The organism is Glycomyces terrestris (genome assembly GCF_003933745.1).
Classification (GTDB): domain Bacteria; phylum Actinomycetota; class Actinomycetes; order Mycobacteriales; family Micromonosporaceae; genus Glycomyces; species Glycomyces terrestris.
The window spans coordinates 879,664-896,242 of record NZ_RSEB01000003.1 but is presented as its reverse complement, the minus strand read 5'-3'; the positions used below and the strand labels follow the sequence as shown (position 1 = coordinate 896,242).

The following is a 16,579-nucleotide window of genomic DNA, read 5'->3' as shown; positions in this document are numbered from 1 at the left end:
CCGCACCCCGCACCCCGCACCCCGCACCCCGCACCCCGCACCCCGCACCCCGCACCCCGCACCGAATGAGCGAACCGGTCCGGGCGGCCATCGGCAAGTGCGAGAGGAGAAATTTCGCGCGGACCCCCTCCGGGGGCCCCTCCCCCTCCCCCGTGCCCACCCTCCGCCTACCTGCACACCATTGGTCAAGCTCTGTGTCGTTCTTCCGTCCCCCGGCGGCCTGGCCTTGGCCGCCGGGGGAGGTCCTGGTTCGTTGTCGGACTCGGTTATTCGGTGAGGACCGGGCCGGCTCGGGAGACCGCTCGGGCCGGGCCGAGCGCCTGCGGGATGCCGGTCGGGGTCTCGTTGACGTAGACGGTCACCTCGAGGCCGTCCACCTCGCAGCGGACGAAGTCGGCCGCAGCGCGTTCCACCATCGCCTGCGCGGCGGCGCACGCCTCGCCTTCGCCGAGGAGCACCCGGGCCGCCCCGGCGAGCGCCGCGGCGTCAGCCGCACCTTGGGCCCGGTGGCGGGCCGCGCTCGCCTGGCCGACCGCCGTGAACGCCAGCGCGGTCGCCACCAGCGCCACCGCCACTCCCGCCGCGAGCACCGTCGCCGAGCCCCGTTCGGCACGGGCACCAGCTCCGGTGCCCGTACCGGCGCGGCCTGCCTCGACTCCGGCTTCGGCTTCGGCTTCGGCTTCGGCTTCGGCTTCGGCTTCGGCTTCGGCTTCGGCTTCGGCGATTGTGTGCCCGCTGAAGCCGCGGTCGGCGACTTCGGCGTGTTCGCTCGGTCTCCGCTTCGCCTTCCGTGCGCGGCTCATCGGTCCAGTCCCGGTTCGAGCGGGGCGACCGCCGTCGCGGTGATGGTCAGCGGCGGGGTCAGGTGTCCGAGCGGGCGGGCCGGGGCCGTGACCACGGCTCGGGCCACGTCGCCGTCCTCCGAGACGGCGACCGAGGCGCCGTCGGGGAGGTACGGGTCCGCGACCGCCTGCGCGTCCTCGCCGCGGGCCGCGGCGATCGCGGCGGTGTTGGCCGCGTCGATCGCCCTGACCTTCAACCCGACCGCCGACACCGCCCACAGGCCGAGCGCGAGGACCGCGACCACCGCGGGGAGCGCCGCGGCCATCTCGGCCGTCACGAACCCCCGCTGGCCCGGGTCGTCGCGCGCCCGGTGCCGCAGGTTGGGCGGGCGGCCCCGTTCGCGTGTCGAGGGTTTCCGGCGGCAGCGGACTCCTCCGCGTCGCGGGCTCACACCAGCGCCCGTTCGATCAGGGACTGGAGTGCGCTCTGGACCGCGCCGGAGGTGAGGACGTCCATCAGGACGCCGGCGAAGGCGACCGCGGCCAGGGTGCCGAGCGCGTACTCGGCGGTGCTCATGCCGCTCTCGCCGCGCATCTTGGAGGCGAACTTCCCGCCCCAGCCGGGTTTCGCGGTGGCGCGCATGCGGCCGGGGCGCCATTCGTCGGGTTCGCCGGGGCCGGGGCGCCGGTAGCGGGTGGCCGGGCGGTCGTCGGGGACTTGCGGTGCTTCGGCGGTGATGGGCGTGCGGGCGCGGTTGCTGCCGGGGCACCAGGCCGGGGCGTTCGCCGCGGTCGCGGTGAGGCGGACGGTGGGTTCCTCGTGGTGCTCCGGTTCGTGTTGGGGCGCTCGGCATCTGGGGGCGCCGCAGGTGGCGGTGCGGCAGGTCGGGCGGCGGGTGGATTCGGTTCGGCCGGTGGCGCGGTTGTCGGCCGGGCGGCCGGGCGCGGGGCGGCGGCGGGTCGGGAGGGCGATGGTGGTGTCGGTGTCGGGTCGCATTGCGGTTCCTCTCTTCGGTGTGTTCGGTTTCCGGTGTGGTTCAGAGGCCGGGGGCCAGGGTCTCGGCGACGACGCCGAGGACCACGGGGCCGATGCCGGCGATGACGAATGCGGGCAGGAAGCACAGGCACAGCGGGCCCACGAGGGCGACCGCGGCGCGGCCGGCGCGTTCGTCGGTTCTGGTGCGCTGTTCGGCGCGGAGGGAGGCGGCGAGCTGTTCGAGTCCTCCCGCGATGGCGGCGCCGGTGTCGCCGGAGCGGTCGAGTTGGCGGGCGAGGCGGTCGGCGCCGGGGAGCCGTCCCAGTTCGGGGAGGGCTTCGGCGGCGGTGGCGCCGAGGTGGATGGCGCTCGCGAAGCGGCTCAGACGGTCCCCGATGTCGGTCTCGTCGGTGTCGGCGACGGCGAAGGCGGCCTGCGGGAACGGAGCGCCGGATCGCAGTCCCGCGGCGATCAGGTCGAGGGTCCAGGGCCAGTGCGGGGCGAGGCGGTCGGCGGCGGCCCGTTCCTTGCGGTCGGGGTCGGGGTGCAGAAGCCGGGCGGTGAGCCACCAGGTGGCGAAGCCCGCGAGGATGCCGGTGGGACCGCCGACGATGACGGCCGCGGCGGTGCCCGCGAGCGGGCCGATGAGTCGTCGCAGCATCACGCGCCTCCGATGCCGACGGAGTTGATGAGCGCGCCCGTCCAGGCGGCTCCTGCGGCCTGGAGGCCCATTGCGGTGGCGGCGGCGGCCATGCCGAGCGGGTTCGCGAGGAGGAACGCGAGCGTGTCGGCGCCGAGCAGTTCGCCGAAGCCGATGCCGGCCAGGGGGAGTGCGATGAGGAGCGCGGCGGAGGCGCGGATCGACGCGGTCTGGGCGTGGGCCCGGGCGGCGGCCTGGTCGGTCTCGCGGAGGTGTTCGGCGAGGCGGCGGCAGAGTTCGGCCGCGGGGGCGCCGAGGTCGGCGGCGATGGTGAGGGCGGCGCGGAGGCGGGCCGCGGTGGCGGCGGCCTCGGCGGGCCAGTCGGGTTCGGCGGTGGCGACGGCGCGGACCGGGTCGGTGCCCGCGGCGAGGTCGGCGGCGAGTGCGGCGACGGTGTCGGCGGCGGTGCGTTCGGCCTCGCGGCGGTGCTTGCGGCGCAGGGCCCGGTGCCAGGCGGTGACTGCGGCCGCGGTGTAGAGGGCGGCGATCGCCGCGGCGGTGGCGGCGGCGAGCGGGCCGAGGCCGCCTTGGTGCCGGTATCCGGCGAACCAGGCCGCGAGCAGGGCGGCGGCGAGGGCGGTGCAGGCGGCGGCGGTCTTCGGTCGGTGGGTGATCAGGGCGTTGGCGATGTCGGTCATGCGGTGCGCTCCCTCAGTAGGCGTTCGAGGATGCCGGCGGACGGTCCGGGACCGTGCCGGGTCCAGGCGGCGGCGACGGTGAGCCCGGCGGGGCCGGGGCTGGTTTCGATGACGGCGATCTCGGTCGCCTGGCGGCCCGAGCTCGTGCGTTTCAGGTGGACGACGACGCGGAGGGCCGCGACCAGTTGCGCGTGGAGGCCGGCGCGGGGCAGGCCGTGCGGGAGGGCGAGCGCTTCGAGGCGGGCGGGCACGTCGGCGGCGGCGTTGCAGTGGAGCGTGCCGGCGCCGCCTTCGTGGCCGGTGTTGAGCGCGCCCAGGAGCTCGACGACCTCGGCGCCGCGGCACTCGCCGACGACGATGCGGTCGGGGCGCATGCGCAGGGCCTGGCGGACGAGGGCCGCGAGGTCGACCGCGCCGGCGCCTTCGACGTTCGCCGGGCGGGATTCGAGCGTGAGCGCGTGCGGGTGGTCGAGGGCGAGCTCGGCGGCGTCCTCGACCACGACGATGCGTTCCTCCTTCGGCGCGTGGGAGAGGAGCGTCGCGAGCAGGGTCGTCTTGCCGGAGCCGGTGCCGCCGGTCACCAGGAACGGGATCTTCGCGGTGACGACGCGCAGGAGGAGGTCGGCCATGTCGGCGGTGAGCGTGTCGGCCTCGACCAGTTGCGTGAGGGTGAACGCCTTGGACCGGTGGGTGCGGAAGGAGAGGTAGGGCCCGGCGGTGGCGATCGGCGGGAGGACGGCGTGGAACCTGGTGCCGTCCGGGAGGCGCACGTCGGCGTACGGGCTGCCGGCGTCGAGCCGCCGCCCGGCCGCGGCGGCGAGGCGGCAGGCGAGGGAGCGGACCGCGTCGGCGCGTCCGAGGCGGACGTCGGTGGGGCGCAGGCCGTCGCCGCGGTCGGCCCAGACGCCGTTGGCGCCGTTGACGACGACGTCGGTGACCGTCGGGTCGTCCAGGAGCGGCTGGAGCGGGCCGGCGCCGATGAGGTCGCCGCTCAGGGCCTCGGAGAGGCGCAAGAGCGAGGTCTGGTCGGGCGGGGCGGCGCCGGAGGCGCGCAGGGCCCGGACGATGTCGGCGGTGGCGGCGTCGCGGCGGCCGGGCCGGGACTGGGCGGCGAGCTGGCGCCGGACCTTGTCGAGCAGTTCGAGGCTCATCGGGCGGCTCCGGTGCGGCCGGCGAGGGCGAGGTCGCGGCGGGGGCGCTCGCGGCTGAGTTCGGCGGTGAGGTCGTGGATGCCGCGGGCGAGGCGGCCGCGCGGGACGCGGCCCTGGCGGAGGAGGGCCGGGAGGCGCCGGTCGGTGGGGAGCGCGCCCCAGACGGGCGGTTCGGTCCAATGGGCTTCGAGGGGGCCGTCCCAGGTGACGCCGGCGGGGCGGGGTCGGGCGTCGCCGCGGAGGACGACGCCCAGGTGCGGGTTGTAGAGGCCGTAGGCGGCGGTGACGCTGCGGGCGGCCTCCCAGGAGCGGTCGCCCGGTCCGATCGCGACGGCGATGGAGCGGGCGGCGGTGGCGGCGCGGACGCCCGCGTCGGTGCGGGCCCGGGGCAGGTCGACGACCACGAGGTCGGCGGCCAGGCGGGCGGCGCGCAGGACCTGGTCGAACGCGTCGGCGGGGATGTCGGCGGGGTTGCGGGGGTCGGGGCCGACGAGGTGGAGGCCGCCGCGGCGGGGCAGGCCGTCGAGGAGCCGCTCGGGTTCGAGGAGGCCGGTGCCGCCGGTGAGGGAGGGCCAGCGCCAGCCGGGCTGGGCGGCGAGGCCGGCGGCGGCGTCGATGCCGCCGCCGGTGTGGTCGAGGTCGATGAGGACGGTGCGCCGGCCGGCGCGGGCGGCGCCGGTGGCGGCGGCGAGCGCGAGGGTGGAGGCGCCGGCGCCGCCGTGCCCGGCGACGGTGGCGAGGACGGGGGCGGGCTCGGTGTCGAGCGCGGTGCGGGTGAAGAGGTCGAGGAGCCAGTCGTCGGCGCCGGGGAGGGCGATGACGCTGCCGGCGCGCATCTGGATGGCGAGGGGCCAGAGCATGGAGGCGTCGGTGGAGTCGGCGCCGAGCCAGGCCATGGTGGTGCAGAGGATGAGGTGTTCGCGGGTGGGGAAGTCGAGGGCGATGCATTCGGGGGCGAGGTCGGGTCCGACGAGGACGAGCGGGGCGGTCTGCCATATGGGTTCGGCGTCGAGGGCGTGGTCGACGCGGCGGAGGGGGTGTCCAGCCGCGGCGGCGAGCCGGGTGACGTCCTCGGCGAGGCGGTCGTCGGCGGTGACGAGGAGGGATTCGGCCGCGGGTGCGGCGGTGGCGGTGGTGCGGTCGAGTGTCGCGGCCATGATTGCTCCTACGCTTCGTGGTGTTCGCGTGACTTGGAGCAACCTTGCGGGGTGCGGGGGCGGGTTGTCGAGAAAAAGTTCTGGGGCCTGTGGATAACTCGCGGAGGCGCTGGTGGCGGGCCTGTGGAAAACTTCGCGAGGGCGGTTCGCGTCGGAGATGCGGCGAGGGACCGTCCCATCGGGACGGTCCCTCGTGCGCGTTCGCGTCGCCTATTCGGGGCGGATGCCCCAGACGCCGAACCAGGCCTCGCTGGGCGAGAGCTCGATGAGGTCCTCGCCGGTGGCGAGGGCGTTCGGCGGGCAGGTGGTCGGCTCGATGGCGACGGAGGCGCGCTTGCGGTCGCCTTCGAGGCCGTCGGAGGTGTAGATGTGCACCCAGCCGAAGGACTCGTCCATCCAGACGGTGACGGCCTGGCCGGAGACGGGGTCGGCGAGGCGGACCTCGGCCTTGCCGTCCGAGCCGCGCTTGAGGTCGCCGTAGGCGTCGTCGATGACGAGGTCCTTGAGGACGGTCGGCTCGTCGAAGTCGGCCGGGCCGGAGCCGACGGGGATGCGCTGCTTGTCGAGCTTGAGCTTCTTGCCGGCCGGGACGTGCAGGGTGGCCTCGTCGATCCGCTCGAGGGAGCCGGGGATGAGGTACGAGTGGGTGCCCAGGCCGAAGGGGGCGGTCTTCGTGCCGGGGTTGGAGACGGTGTGGGCGGCGCGGAGGCCGCCGGGCCCGACGGACCAGCGGGTGCGCAGCTGGAGCGTCCAGGGGTAGCCGAGGCGCGCCGGGAGGCGGCATTCGAGGGTGACGGAGGTGTCGGTGACCTCGACGGCGGACCATTCGGCCCACGCGACGAACCCGTGGAGGGAGGTGTTCGTCTCGATCTCGTTGACCGGGAGCTGGTAGTCGGTGCCGCCGAAGGCGTACTTGCCGTCGCGGATGCGGTTGGGCCAGGGGGCCAGGACGTGGCCGGACCAGCCGGGGGCGAGTTCCTCGTCGCCGTAGGTCATGACCACCGGTCGTCCGCGGTAGGTGTACGAGCGCACGCCGCCGCCGACAGCGACGATGGTGGCCTCGTGGTCGTTGTAGGCGATCACCCATTGCTCGCCGGACAGCGCCATAGGGGTTACCTCCATGTCGTTATCGATGGGCTGGATGTGCTTTGACGTTAGCTCATGTCGGATGACCTGCGGCACGCATGTCGATGTGGGCGAGATCGCAGGAAACCGTTGAAACCAACAAGACCCATTATTGAAACCCTCCCATCAAAAGCGGCAAACTTGGACAAATAACTAAGCTCACGATGGTTGTCTCATATTTTGCGCCACTTCCGTACCGGCATTCAGGATCACCCCCGCCCCGCGGGCACTTCCGTCGCGGACGGCCTTGAGGCACCATTTCCAGATAACTACGAACCGTCGCCTCCCGGAAGCCCCCGGTCGGCAACCACAGGGACAACACACTCAGGAGTACAACGATGTCTGAGTTCAAGCCCGGCCTCGAGGGCGTCATCGCCTTCGAAACCGAGATCGCCGAGCCTGACAAGGAGGGTGGTTCGCTTCGCTACCGCGGGGTGGATATCCAGGACCTGGTAGCGCAGAGCACCTACGGCGACGTATGGGGCCTCCTCGTCGACGGGAAGTTCGGGAGCGGCCTGCCCGCCGCCGAGCCCGTGCCCGTCCCGGTCTCCTCCGGCGACACCCGCGTCGACGCCCAGGCCGCGGTCGCCATGCTCGCCCCCTACTGGGGTCTCAAGCCGCTGCTGGACATCGACGACGAGACCGCCCGGGACGATCTCGCCCGAGTGTCCGTCACCACGCTGTCGTTCATCGCCCAGTCCGCGCGCGGCTCCGGCCGCCCGGCCGTGCCGCAGTCGGAGATCGACAAGGCCGAGACCATCACCGAGCGGTTCATGCGCCGCTGGCGCGGCGAGCCCGACCCGGCCCACGTCAAGGCCGTCGACACCTACCTGATGTCGGCCGCCGAGCACGGCATGAACGCCTCCACCTTCACCTCCCGCGTGGTCGCCTCCACCGGCGCCGACGCCGCCGCCGCGATCTCCTCCGGCATCGGCGCGCTCTCCGGCCCGCTCCACGGCGGCGCCCCCTCCCGCGTGCTCCACATGATCGAGGGCGTCGAGAAGTCCGGCGACGCCGCCGGCTACGTCAAGAACCTGCTCGACTCCGGCGAGCGCCTCATGGGCTTCGGCCACCGCGTCTACCGCGCCGAGGACCCGCGCTCGCGCGTGCTCCGCGCCGCCGCGAAGGAACTGGGCGCCCCCCGCTACGAGGTCGCCGAGGCCCTGGAGTCCGCGGCCCTGGCCGAGCTGCGCGCCCGCAAGCCCGACCGCGTCCTCGCCACCAACGTCGAGTTCTGGTCCGCGGTCCTCCTCGACTTCGCCGAGGTCCCGCCGGAGCTGTTCACGCCGATCTTCACCTGCGCCCGCGTGGCCGGCTGGAGCGCCCACATCCTCGAGCAGAAGAAGCTCGGCCGGATCGTGCGCCCCTCCGCGACCTACGTCGGCCCCGGCCCCCGCGGCCTCGACGAGGTCGAGGGCTGGCAGTAGCCACCGCTCGTCAGCGGCCCGCGCCCGGAAGGGCGCGGGCCGCTTCGCGTCCGCCCCTCGGCGGCCCCGCCCGGCGGGCGCGCCCGGGATAGGATCGGCGCGGAACCCGCCCCACCTGAACGAGACGACGCATGCCCTCCCCCCGGCCGCTCCACCTGCGCCGCCGCGACCTCCTGGTCGGCGGCCTCGCCGGGCTGGCCGTCACCGCCGCGGCCGCCGAGAGCACCCGCGCGGTCTGGGACGCCGCCGCCGGCGCGGCCTTCCCCGAGCCGCCCCGCACCGGCCCCGTCCACCTCCAGATCGGCGCCCACGCCGACGACTGCCTCTACTTCGTGAACCCGCGCGTCGCCCGCGTCCTCGCTGACGGCGCGAACCTGTGCACCGTCGTCCTCACCGCGGGCGAGGCCGACGGGCGCAACACCTGGGACACCGCGGCACCCGTCGACTACGCCGGGTACGCCGCCGCGCGGGCCAACGGCCTGCGCCGCGCCTACGCGCAGATGGCCCTCGGCGACCCCGACGCCCCCTGGGACCGCACGTGCGCGACCCTCGAGTCCGGGCAGGACGTCGAACTGTGCGTCCTGCGCGACCGCCCCGAAGTGCACCTCGTGCTCTGTTCGCTGTGGACGAACCTCGGGCGCGTCACCGGCGACTTCACGCGCCTCCTCGCGTTGTGGGAGGGCCGCCTCGACGCCTCCGCGGTCCTCGCGCCCGCCGGCTCCCCCCTCACCTCCGAGTCCACCGTGGACCGCGCGACCGTGCGGGCCAGCCTCGTCGAGCTGCTCGAACGCTACGCGCCCGCCGCCGTCAACACCCTCGACCCCGACCCGGACCCCGTCGTCGGCGAACGGCTCGGCGCCGAGCAGGACGGCTACTCCGACCACATCGACCACACCGCCGCCGCCCTCTTCGCCTGGGACGCCGTCACCGCCTGGGGCGGCGCGGCCGCCGTCGAGTCGTGGCGCGGCTACTACAACCGCCGCTGGCCCGGCAACCTCGGCCCCGCCGACCTCGAGGCCAAGGGCGCCGCCCTCGACGCGTACGCGTGGGCCGACGGCGCCGGCTGCGACCACGCGGCCGGCTGCGGCGACCGCCTCATCGTCGGCCCCGGAGCCGGCCTCACCTACGGGCACGCCACCCACCCCCGCTACACGCAGGCGATCGCCCCCGTCCCCCGCGACGGGCGGCACCTGCCCGTCACCGTCCGCGGCGGCCGCGCCCAGGCCCTCGGCGGCGCCGGCTGGGAAGACCTCGGCGGCCCCCACTTGCTCCCCTCGCTCACCCGCGCCGGCGACCGCCTCTACGGCATCGGCCCCGCCTTCACCGCCGACCCCGGCGCGCACGCGCGCGACCTCCACTGCCTCGACCTCGCCACCGGCGCCTGGGAGAACCTCGGCAACCCCGGCGGGACCGGCGCGCCCGCCCGCACCGCCGGGCAGCCCGCGGCCGCCGACGACGGCGCCACCGCGATCGTGTGCCTCCGCCGCCCCCAGGGGCTCGCCGTCCGGGTCCGCGCCGGCGGCGCCTGGAGCGACTGGACCGACCTCGACGGCCCCGCCGTCCACGAGGCCCCCGCCGCGTTCGGCGCCGACGGCGCCTTCACCGTCGTCGCCGCCACCCCCGGCAACACCGCCGCCTGGGAAGGCGACGGCACCACCTGGACCCGCCGCGACCTCGACCTCCCCGGACCCGGCGGCGCCGTCCACATCCCCGCCGGCGCCGTCACCGCCGCCCTGGCCCCCGACGGTCGCGCCGTCATCGCCTCCCGCGCCGCCGGCGGCAGCGACGTCGTCCTCCACTACGGACGCGGCGGCGACTGGACCGGGACGCTCGTCCCCCTCGAAGGCGGCATCCTCGCCCCCGCGCTCGCCATCGGCCCGGACGGCACGCTCGCCGTCGCCTGCGACGACGGCACCGGCGCCCCCGCCGTCCTCGTCCTCCCCCTCGCCGACCTCGACCACGGCGCGCCGTACGCGCTCCTGTCGCGGCCGTGGACCCGCGGCGACGTCACCGTCCTCAAGCGGCCCGCCGCCGCGTTCGACGCCGACGGGACCCTCCGGCTGTGGGCGGTCGGCGCCGACGGCGCGCTGCACACCGCGCAGGCCGGACCGGGCGCGCCCCCGCCCCCCGGGTGGGAGCCCGCGGCCTGACCTGCCGGTCCGCCCGTCCCAGCCAGCGGCCGGGCCGGGCCCGCGCGATCACGCCCCGCAGGCCCGGGTTTACAGTGAGGCCCAGGACCGACCCAGATGGGAGCCTTACCGTGACCGACCAGATCACCATCCCCGCAGAGCTGCTGCCCGCCGACGGGCGCTTCGGATCCGGCCCCTCCAAGGTGCCGTCCGAGGCGATCAGCGCGCTGTCCGGTCTCGGCAGGTCCGTCATGGGCACCTCCCACCGCCAGAAGGCCGTCAAGTCGCAGGTCGGGCGCCTGCGCGCCGGGCTCGCCGAGTTCTTCTCGCTGCCCGACGGGTACGAGGTCGTCCTCGGCGTCGGCGGCGCGACCGCGTTCTGGGAGGTCGCCGTGTTCGGCCTCGTCGACGACCGCGCCCAGGCCGCGAGCTTCGGCGAGTTCGGCTCCAAGTTCGCGAAGGCGATCAAGATCGCCCCGCACCTCGGCGACCCGACCATCGTCACCGCCGAGCCCGGGACCGCCGCGTACCTGTCGTACGAGGAGGGCGTGGACGTCTACGCGACCCCGCACAACGAGACCTCCACCGGCGTGGCCGTCGACGTCAAGCGCGTCGTGCACGAGGGCGCGCTCATGCTCCACGACGCGACCTCCGCCGCCGCGGGCCTGCCGGTCGACCTCGCCGAGACCGACTGCTACTACTTCGCGCCGCAGAAGGGCCTCGCCTCGGACGGCGGCCTGTGGATCGCGATCCTCAGCCCCGCCGCGATCGAGCGCGCCGAGCGCATCGCCGCCTCCGGCCGGTACATCCCGGCGTTCCTCGACCTGAAGACCGCGATCGACAACTCCCGCAAGGAGCAGACGTACAACACGCCGGCCGTGGCCACCGTGGTGCTCGCCGCCGAGCAGGTCGACGCGCTCAACGCCGCCGGCGGTCTCGACGCGGCCGCCAAGCGCTGCGCCGAATCGGCCGGGACGATCTACTCGTGGGCCGACGCGAGCGCGTTCGCCACTCCGTTCGTGACCGACCCCTCCCTTCGCTCGAACGTGGTCGCCACGGTCGACTTCGAGGGCGTCGACGCCGCGGCGATCGCGAAGGTGCTGCGCGCCAACGGCGTCGTCGACACCGAGCCGTACCGCAAGCTGGGCCGCAACCAGCTGCGCATCGCCACCTACCCGGCGGTGGACCCGGCCGACGCGGCCAAGCTCACCGAGGCGATCGACTACGTGGCGGCGAAGCTCGGTTAGCGCTGCCGCAGGCTTCGGCCGGCCGGGCGGTCCGGCACCCGCATGCCGTGCCGCCCGGCCGATCACGACCGTACCGGCGGCCACCGACAAGAACGGCCGCCGGTCCCGCGAAGGCATGAATCCGCGCACCGGACAGGGCCGGGCCGCACCGCGGCCCGGCCCTCGGCGCGTCAGAAGCCGAGTCGGCCGTAGTCGCCGAACGCCGCCTCGACGTCGTCGATGTCGATCCCGTAGCGCGACAGGTGGTACTCGTGGCTGCGGCGCATCCCGGGCCGGGCGAGCACCTGCTCGAGGTTCCCCTCCTCCTTCGCGGTCCACTCCAGATCGAGCCGCTCGAACAGCTTCGGCATGTAGCCGTACGGGTCGGCCGTCAGCGAGTGGTACGGGACGTCCACGAACCGCTCCCGGCGCGCTCCCGAGCGCACCGCGCGGGCCTTCGCGACGCCCTTCCCGAAGATGTCCAGCCATTCGGGACCCAGCGCCGCGGGGTCGTACGAGCGGTGGTGCAGGGCCCGCCCGGTCTCCACAAGGGAGCACCACGAGCCCATGACCGTCGACGGGTCGCGGTGCATCCACACCACCGTGGCGTCGCCGAACACCTTGAGCAGCACGTCCAGGTTGAACAGGTGGAACGGCGACTTGAGCACCCACCGGCACTCCGGCTGGTTCCACTGGAGCACCTGGAGCACCCGCTTCAGGTGCTCGTAGTCCTCGGTGTAGTCGCGCTCGTCCACCCAGCGGCGGTACGCCGGCATCGTCGCGCGCGTCAGGAACTGGTAGCCGTGCGGCAGCGCGAACACGCACTCCTCGGGCTGGAGCGCGTTCATCGGGTGGATGAGGTCCCACACCGGGGACGCCTTGCTCGCCAGGGACGCCATCGTCTGCGCGTCCTTGATGAGCTTGTCGCGCAGCTTCGGGTCGATGTCGCCCCGCTGCGTGTTCATGAGCTCCCACATGAGCGGCGCCCGGTTGCCCTCCGGCTGGATCAGGACCTTGTGGGTGAGCGTCGTCGCGGTGCGCGGCAGCCCCACCACGACGATGGGCCGCCGGACCGGGGACGCCGCGATCTCCGGGTGCTCGGCGATGAGCCGCTCGACGCGGAGGTGGTTGGTCATGCGGCGGGTGAGGTCGTCGACGAAGCCCTGCCAGCCGATGAGCGACAGCGAGTCGAGCCTGGCGATCTGGCGCATCAGGAACCGGTAGGAGTCGATGAACGCGGGGGCGGCCGAGGCGTCGCTCCCCGCCTGCTGCTCGGCGCGGCGGACCATGCCGTCGAAGACCCGGTCGACCCCCCTCCGCTGGCGGCGGACGCGCGGGGCGCCCATCGTGTTGACGGCGGTGAGCCAGTGAGCGGTGCGGCGCATGGGGTCCTCCTCAAGGGGTGCGAACACGAGGAGTTTTTCATGCCGTGCGCGCGGTTCGCGTTCAGCTACATTGAAAGCGTGAGCGAAGCCCCCGACCTCCGGCTGCTGCCGCAGCTCATCGAGCACCAGCGGGTGCGCACGACCCCGGTCAAGGCCAACGACTTCTCGATGCCGCTCGAGACCCCGAGCGCCGGCTCGGCGTCCGCGCAGCGCCTCACGTTCGACGACGGCTCGCACCTGTTCGCGAAGTTCGCCGAGGGCCGCGCCCCCGGCTACCTCGCCGCCGAGGCGAACGGGCTGCGCTGGCTCGGCGAGGCGACCGCGGCCGCGGTGCCGCTGCTGCACGCCGACGACGCGATGCTCGTCGAGCCGTGGATCGAGCCGGCCGCGCCGACCCGCGAGCACGCGGCCGGGCTCGGGCGCGAGCTGGCCCTCATGCACGCCGCCGGGGCCGACCGGTTCGGCGCGCCCTGGCGCGGCTACATCGGCGAGACCTTCATGGACAACGACCCGGCCGGGGGGACGTGGGCCGAGTGGTACGCGGCCCGCCGGATCGCGCCGTACCTGAAGCCCTCGCGCGACAACGGGGCCCTGAGCGCGGCGGACGCCGCCGCGGTCGAGCGCCTCGCCTCCCGCCTCGACCGGCTCGCCGGGCCTGAGGAGCCGCCCGCGCGCGTCCACGGCGACCTGTGGTGGGGGAACGTCCTGTGGGGGGCCGAGCGGGCCTGGCTCATCGACCCGGCCGCGCACGGCGGGCACCGCGAGACCGACCTGGCGAACCTGCGCCTGTGGGGCGGGACGCCGCTGCTGGAGACGATCCTCGCCGCGTACGACGAGGCCGCGCCGCTCGCCGACGGCTGGGAGGAGCGGGTGCCGCTGCACCAGGTGTTCCCGCTCCTGGTCCACACGACGCTCTTCGGCGCCGCCTACCGCTCTCAACTCATGGGACTCGTGTCTCACTTTACGAAACTGTCATAGTGGGGGACTACGCTCGAACCATGCCTGCACCGAACCCCGCACCCGGCGCCCCCGCGGCGCGCGCCCAAGGCGCCCTGCGGGACCGGCACGGGCGCGTCGCCACCGACCTCCGCGTCTCGCTCACCGACCGGTGCAACCTGCGCTGCACCTACTGCATGCCCGAGGCCGGGCTCCCGTGGCTGCCCAAGCCCACGCTCCTGACCGACGAGGAGGTCGCGCGCCTGGTCCGCATCGCCGTCGAGGACCTCGGCGTGCGCGAAGTGCGCTTCACCGGCGGCGAGCCGCTCCTGCGCCCGGGCCTGGTCGACATCGTGCGGGCCGCCGCGGCCCTCGCGCCGCGGCCCGAGATCTCCCTGACCACCAACGCGATCGGCCTCGACCGGCTCGCCGGGGCGCTCGTGGACGCCGGGCTCGACCGCGTCAACGTCTCCCTCGACACGCTCCGGGCCGACACGTTCAAGGAGCTCGCCAAGCGCGACCGCCTGGAGGCGACGCTGCGGGGCATCGAGGGCGCGGCCGCCGCCGGACTCGCCCCCGTCAAGATCAACACCGTGCTCATGCGCGGCGTCAACGACGGCGAGGCGCCCGCGCTGCTGCGCTTCGCGCTCGAGCACGGCTACGAGCTGCGGTTCATCGAGCAGATGCCGCTCGACGCCGCCGGCGTGTGGCGCCGCGACGAGATGGTCACCGCGGCCGAGATCCTCGACGCGCTCCGCGCCGAGTTCGACCTCGAGCCCGACCCCGCGCACCGCGGCTCGGCCCCGGCCGAGACCTGGCTGGTCGACGGCGGGCCGGCGAAGGTGGGCGTCATCGGCTCGGTCACGCGCCCCTTCTGCGGCGACTGCGACCGCACCCGCCTCACCGCGGACGGGCAGGTCCGCAACTGCCTGTTCGCGCGCGGCGAGACCGACCTGCGCGGGCTCCTGCGCGAGGGCGCCTCGGACGCGGAGGTCGCCGAGCGGTGGCGGGAGGCGATGTGGGGCAAGCTCCCCGGACACGGCATCGACGACCCGTCGTTCCTCCAGCCGGCCCGCCCGATGTCGGCGATCGGAGGCTGAGGGTGGTCACGGTGCGGTACTTCGCGGGCGCGAAGGCGGCCGCGGGGCGCGGCGAGGAGCAGGTGAGCGCCGCCGACGTGCGCGAGCTCAAGGCGGTCCTGGCGCAGCGGCACGGCCCGGCGTTCGGGAAGGTGCTGTCGGCCTCGACGCTGCTGGTCGACGGCCTGGCCGCGAAGGACCCCGAGACGGCGCTCCCCGCGGGGGTCACGGTCGAGGTGCTGCCGCCGTTCGCGGGCGGCTGAGTCCGGTCGGGCCGCGGGCCGGATCGGGCGCGGAAGCGCGGTGCGCGCGACGGCTCAGCGGGAGTGCCGGGTCGGCGCGGTGAGGCGGGCCCGGGTGAGGAGCCCCGGCGAACACCGCGGTAGCGCAGGGCGAGCGGCGGGTGCGCGTGGCGTTCGCGGCCGGAACGTGAAAGCGGATTTTCCGGATTTGTCCCGCGGCGAGTCCCCTTTCCATGACCGTATGCCACTGGTGCGACACGGGCTGCTGTTGCGAGTCGGGGTCGTGTCCGGCGGGCGGTGGCGGGGCGGGGTCGGGAGCCGCTGGCTCGGGCGCGTCGCCTGTCTGCGAGGATGCATGTGTGCGCCGTCCGGATGAACGAAAGCAGCCGCAGGTGGCGTCGCCGCTGTTCGAGCTCTCGGCCGACATGCGGACCACCGCCGAGCGGCGCCGCCGCTCGCACCGGCCCCACTCCCGATACGTCCGCGAAGCCGTGCCCATGCCCGAGCCGGCGTTGACGACGCGGACGCCCGACCCGTGGCTGGAGTCCGCGCCGCTGCTCACCGGCATGGACGAGGTGGGTGCGGGCCTGCTCGACTCGCTCGACGCGATGCAGCGCGTCGCCGCCTCCGCCGGGCGCGGGCCGCTGCTCATCAACGCCTCCCCCGGCACCGGGAAGACGCACCTGCTCATCCGCCGCACCGCCTACCTGGTGCAGGAGCTGGGCGTGCCCGCGCGGCAGTGCCTGGTGCTGGCCGCGTCCACCGCGGGGGCCGCGCGCATCCGCCGCGAGCTGGGGACGCTGCTGGGCCGCGAGGCCGCCGCGATCACCGTCGCCGAGTTCGACGACTTCGCCGCCGCGTCCCCGCCCGAGCTCGGGCACCTGTTCATCGACGACCTGCCGCGCATGCCGATGCGCCTGTTCCGCCAGCTCGTCGAGCACCGCGGCCCGGAGGCGGACGTGACCGCGACCGGCGACCCGGACTCGGCGCTGTGCGCCGGCGACCCGGCCGCGTTCGCGGCGTTCGCGGAGCAGTTCCCGCAGGCGCACGTGATGCGCCTGTCGCGCAACCACCGCAGCCCCGCCGCCGTCCTCGTCGCCGCCTCGCAGGTGATCGAGCCGATCAGCCGCGTCCCGGGCCGCCTCGTGCAGCCCGAGCGCCCGGCCCTCGAAGGCTCGGGCATCGGCCGCTACTTCGCCGTGGACGCCGACGACGAGAAGCGCTTCGTGGAGGTCCTCACCGACCGGCTCGCCGAACTCGGGGTCGGCCCCGACGAGCTCGCGGTCATCGGCCCCGACGGCATGTCGGTCGCCGAGGCCGCCGACGGCGAGTACCGGGTGGTGTGCCTCACGGGCGTGACCGCCGAGGAGTGGCCGAACACGGCCGCGGCCCGCCGCGAGCTGTACGTCGCCCTCGGCCGCACCCGCGACCTCGCCTACGTCTCCCACACCGGTGCCGGATCGCCGCTCCTGGCCGATGTGGACCAGGGCCTGTTCAGTCCATTCGGGATGGTCCCGCAGGTGCGCTCGGGCCCTGAGCAGCCGCGCCTGCTGTAGCGGCGGGGCCGACCACGCGGAGTTCCCGCGCGGACACGGAGGCATGGGACACAATAGGCGGGTAACCGCC

At 74.8% G+C, this 16,579-nt stretch carries 16 protein-coding genes; 7 read left to right on the top strand and 9 right to left on the bottom strand.

Annotation, left to right across the window (positions count from 1 at the left end):
* Positions 1-266: 266 nt before the first annotated feature.
* The 8 genes from EIW28_RS14140 to EIW28_RS14105 form a co-directional block, all read right to left on the bottom strand.
* Positions 267-803, bottom strand: a complete 537-nt coding sequence (locus EIW28_RS14140) for an Rv3654c family TadE-like protein (RefSeq protein WP_125248311.1) — start codon at positions 801-803, stop codon at positions 267-269.
* Positions 800-1,120 (bottom strand): TadE family type IV pilus minor pilin, encoded by a 321-nt coding sequence (locus EIW28_RS14135; protein ID WP_197717246.1) that lies wholly within the window; start codon positions 1,118-1,120, stop codon positions 800-802. Before EIW28_RS14135 ends, EIW28_RS14140 begins: the two co-directional genes overlap by 4 nt.
* 110 nt (positions 1,121-1,230) lie before the next feature.
* Complete coding sequence (locus EIW28_RS25005) at positions 1,231-1,779, bottom strand: DUF4244 domain-containing protein (protein ID WP_232013983.1); 549 nt, start codon at positions 1,777-1,779, stop codon at positions 1,231-1,233.
* Between the two features lie 40 nt (positions 1,780-1,819).
* Complete coding sequence (locus tag EIW28_RS14125) at positions 1,820-2,419, bottom strand: type II secretion system F family protein (RefSeq protein WP_125248310.1); 600 nt, start codon at positions 2,417-2,419, stop codon at positions 1,820-1,822.
* Positions 2,419-3,096: a type II secretion system F family protein gene (locus EIW28_RS25410; protein ID WP_125248309.1), complete on the bottom strand. Its 678-nt coding sequence runs from the start codon at positions 3,094-3,096 to the stop codon at positions 2,419-2,421. The genes EIW28_RS14125 and EIW28_RS25410 overlap by 1 nt, the downstream gene beginning before the upstream one ends.
* The gene (locus EIW28_RS14115) at positions 3,093-4,247 is read right to left on the bottom strand and encodes a TadA family conjugal transfer-associated ATPase (RefSeq protein ID WP_125248308.1); all 1,155 of its coding nucleotides are present in this window, start codon (positions 4,245-4,247) and stop codon (positions 3,093-3,095) included. The genes EIW28_RS25410 and EIW28_RS14115 overlap by 4 nt, the downstream gene beginning before the upstream one ends.
* Positions 4,244-5,404, bottom strand: a complete 1,161-nt coding sequence (gene ssd / locus EIW28_RS14110) for a septum site-determining protein Ssd (RefSeq protein WP_125248307.1) — start codon at positions 5,402-5,404, stop codon at positions 4,244-4,246. The genes EIW28_RS14115 and ssd overlap by 4 nt, the downstream gene beginning before the upstream one ends.
* 210 nt (positions 5,405-5,614) lie before the next feature.
* The gene (locus EIW28_RS14105) at positions 5,615-6,526 is read right to left on the bottom strand and encodes an aldose 1-epimerase family protein (RefSeq protein WP_232013982.1); all 912 of its coding nucleotides are present in this window, start codon (positions 6,524-6,526) and stop codon (positions 5,615-5,617) included.
* 341 nt (positions 6,527-6,867) lie between these two features.
* On the opposite strand from EIW28_RS14105, the gene EIW28_RS14100 reads away from it, so the two are divergent.
* From EIW28_RS14100 to serC, 3 genes are all read left to right on the top strand, one after another.
* Positions 6,868-7,956 carry a citrate synthase 2 gene (locus EIW28_RS14100; protein ID WP_125248306.1) on the top strand — a complete coding sequence of 363 codons (1,089 nt, stop codon included), beginning with the start codon at positions 6,868-6,870 and terminating at the stop codon, positions 7,954-7,956.
* A 131-nt stretch (positions 7,957-8,087) separates the two neighbouring features.
* On the top strand, positions 8,088-10,106 hold the full coding sequence (locus EIW28_RS14095) for a PIG-L family deacetylase (RefSeq protein ID WP_125248305.1): 2,019 nt from the start codon (positions 8,088-8,090) through the stop codon (positions 10,104-10,106).
* Positions 10,107-10,216: 110 nt separating this feature from the next.
* Positions 10,217-11,332, top strand: a complete 1,116-nt coding sequence (gene serC, locus EIW28_RS14090; protein ID WP_197717245.1) for a phosphoserine transaminase — start codon at positions 10,217-10,219, stop codon at positions 11,330-11,332.
* Between the two features lie 170 nt (positions 11,333-11,502).
* Here serC and EIW28_RS14085 read toward each other — a convergent pair whose 3' ends face one another.
* A complete protein-coding gene (locus EIW28_RS14085; RefSeq protein WP_125248304.1) occupies positions 11,503-12,696 on the bottom strand; it encodes a sulfotransferase family protein in 1,194 nt (397 codons plus the stop codon).
* A gap of 78 nt (positions 12,697-12,774) precedes the next feature.
* Between EIW28_RS14085 and EIW28_RS14080 the strand changes: the two genes are divergently transcribed.
* From EIW28_RS14080 to EIW28_RS24680, 4 genes are all read left to right on the top strand, one after another.
* A complete protein-coding gene (locus EIW28_RS14080; protein ID WP_197717244.1) occupies positions 12,775-13,674 on the top strand; it encodes a fructosamine kinase family protein in 900 nt (299 codons plus the stop codon).
* 20 nt (positions 13,675-13,694) lie between these two features.
* A complete protein-coding gene (gene moaA / locus EIW28_RS14075) occupies positions 13,695-14,732 on the top strand; it encodes a GTP 3',8-cyclase MoaA (RefSeq protein WP_125248302.1) in 1,038 nt (345 codons plus the stop codon).
* Between the two features lie 2 nt (positions 14,733-14,734).
* Positions 14,735-14,974: a MoaD/ThiS family protein gene (locus tag EIW28_RS14070; RefSeq protein ID WP_125248301.1), complete on the top strand. Its 240-nt coding sequence runs from the start codon at positions 14,735-14,737 to the stop codon at positions 14,972-14,974.
* Positions 14,975-15,345: 371 nt separating this feature from the next.
* Positions 15,346-16,509, top strand: a complete 1,164-nt coding sequence (locus EIW28_RS24680; protein WP_197717243.1) for a UvrD-helicase domain-containing protein — start codon at positions 15,346-15,348, stop codon at positions 16,507-16,509.
* The last annotated feature ends 70 nt before the right edge of the window (positions 16,510-16,579 follow it).

Excerpts from the sequence above, each read along its gene's own strand:
- EIW28_RS14140 (WP_125248311.1), bottom strand. The coding sequence starts at position 803 with ATGAGCCGCGCACGGAAGGCGAAGCGGAGACCGAGCGAACACGCCGAA.
- EIW28_RS14100 (WP_125248306.1), top strand. The coding sequence starts at position 6,868 with ATGTCTGAGTTCAAGCCCGGCCTCGAGGGCGTCATCGCCTTCGAAACC.
- ssd (WP_125248307.1), bottom strand. The coding sequence starts at position 5,404 with ATGGCCGCGACACTCGACCGCACCACCGCCACCGCCGCACCCGCGGCC.
- EIW28_RS14085 (WP_125248304.1), bottom strand. The coding sequence starts at position 12,696 with ATGCGCCGCACCGCTCACTGGCTCACCGCCGTCAACACGATGGGCGCC.
- EIW28_RS14105 (WP_232013982.1), bottom strand. The coding sequence starts at position 6,526 with ATGGAGGTAACCCCTATGGCGCTGTCCGGCGAGCAATGGGTGATCGCC.
- EIW28_RS14115 (WP_125248308.1), bottom strand. The coding sequence starts at position 4,247 with ATGAGCCTCGAACTGCTCGACAAGGTCCGGCGCCAGCTCGCCGCCCAG.
- EIW28_RS14095 (WP_125248305.1), top strand. The coding sequence starts at position 8,088 with ATGCCCTCCCCCCGGCCGCTCCACCTGCGCCGCCGCGACCTCCTGGTC.
- EIW28_RS25410 (WP_125248309.1), bottom strand. The coding sequence starts at position 3,096 with ATGACCGACATCGCCAACGCCCTGATCACCCACCGACCGAAGACCGCC.
- EIW28_RS14125 (WP_125248310.1), bottom strand. The coding sequence starts at position 2,419 with ATGCTGCGACGACTCATCGGCCCGCTCGCGGGCACCGCCGCGGCCGTC.
- EIW28_RS25005 (WP_232013983.1), bottom strand. The coding sequence starts at position 1,779 with ATGCGACCCGACACCGACACCACCATCGCCCTCCCGACCCGCCGCCGC.
- moaA (WP_125248302.1), top strand. The coding sequence starts at position 13,695 with ATGCCTGCACCGAACCCCGCACCCGGCGCCCCCGCGGCGCGCGCCCAA.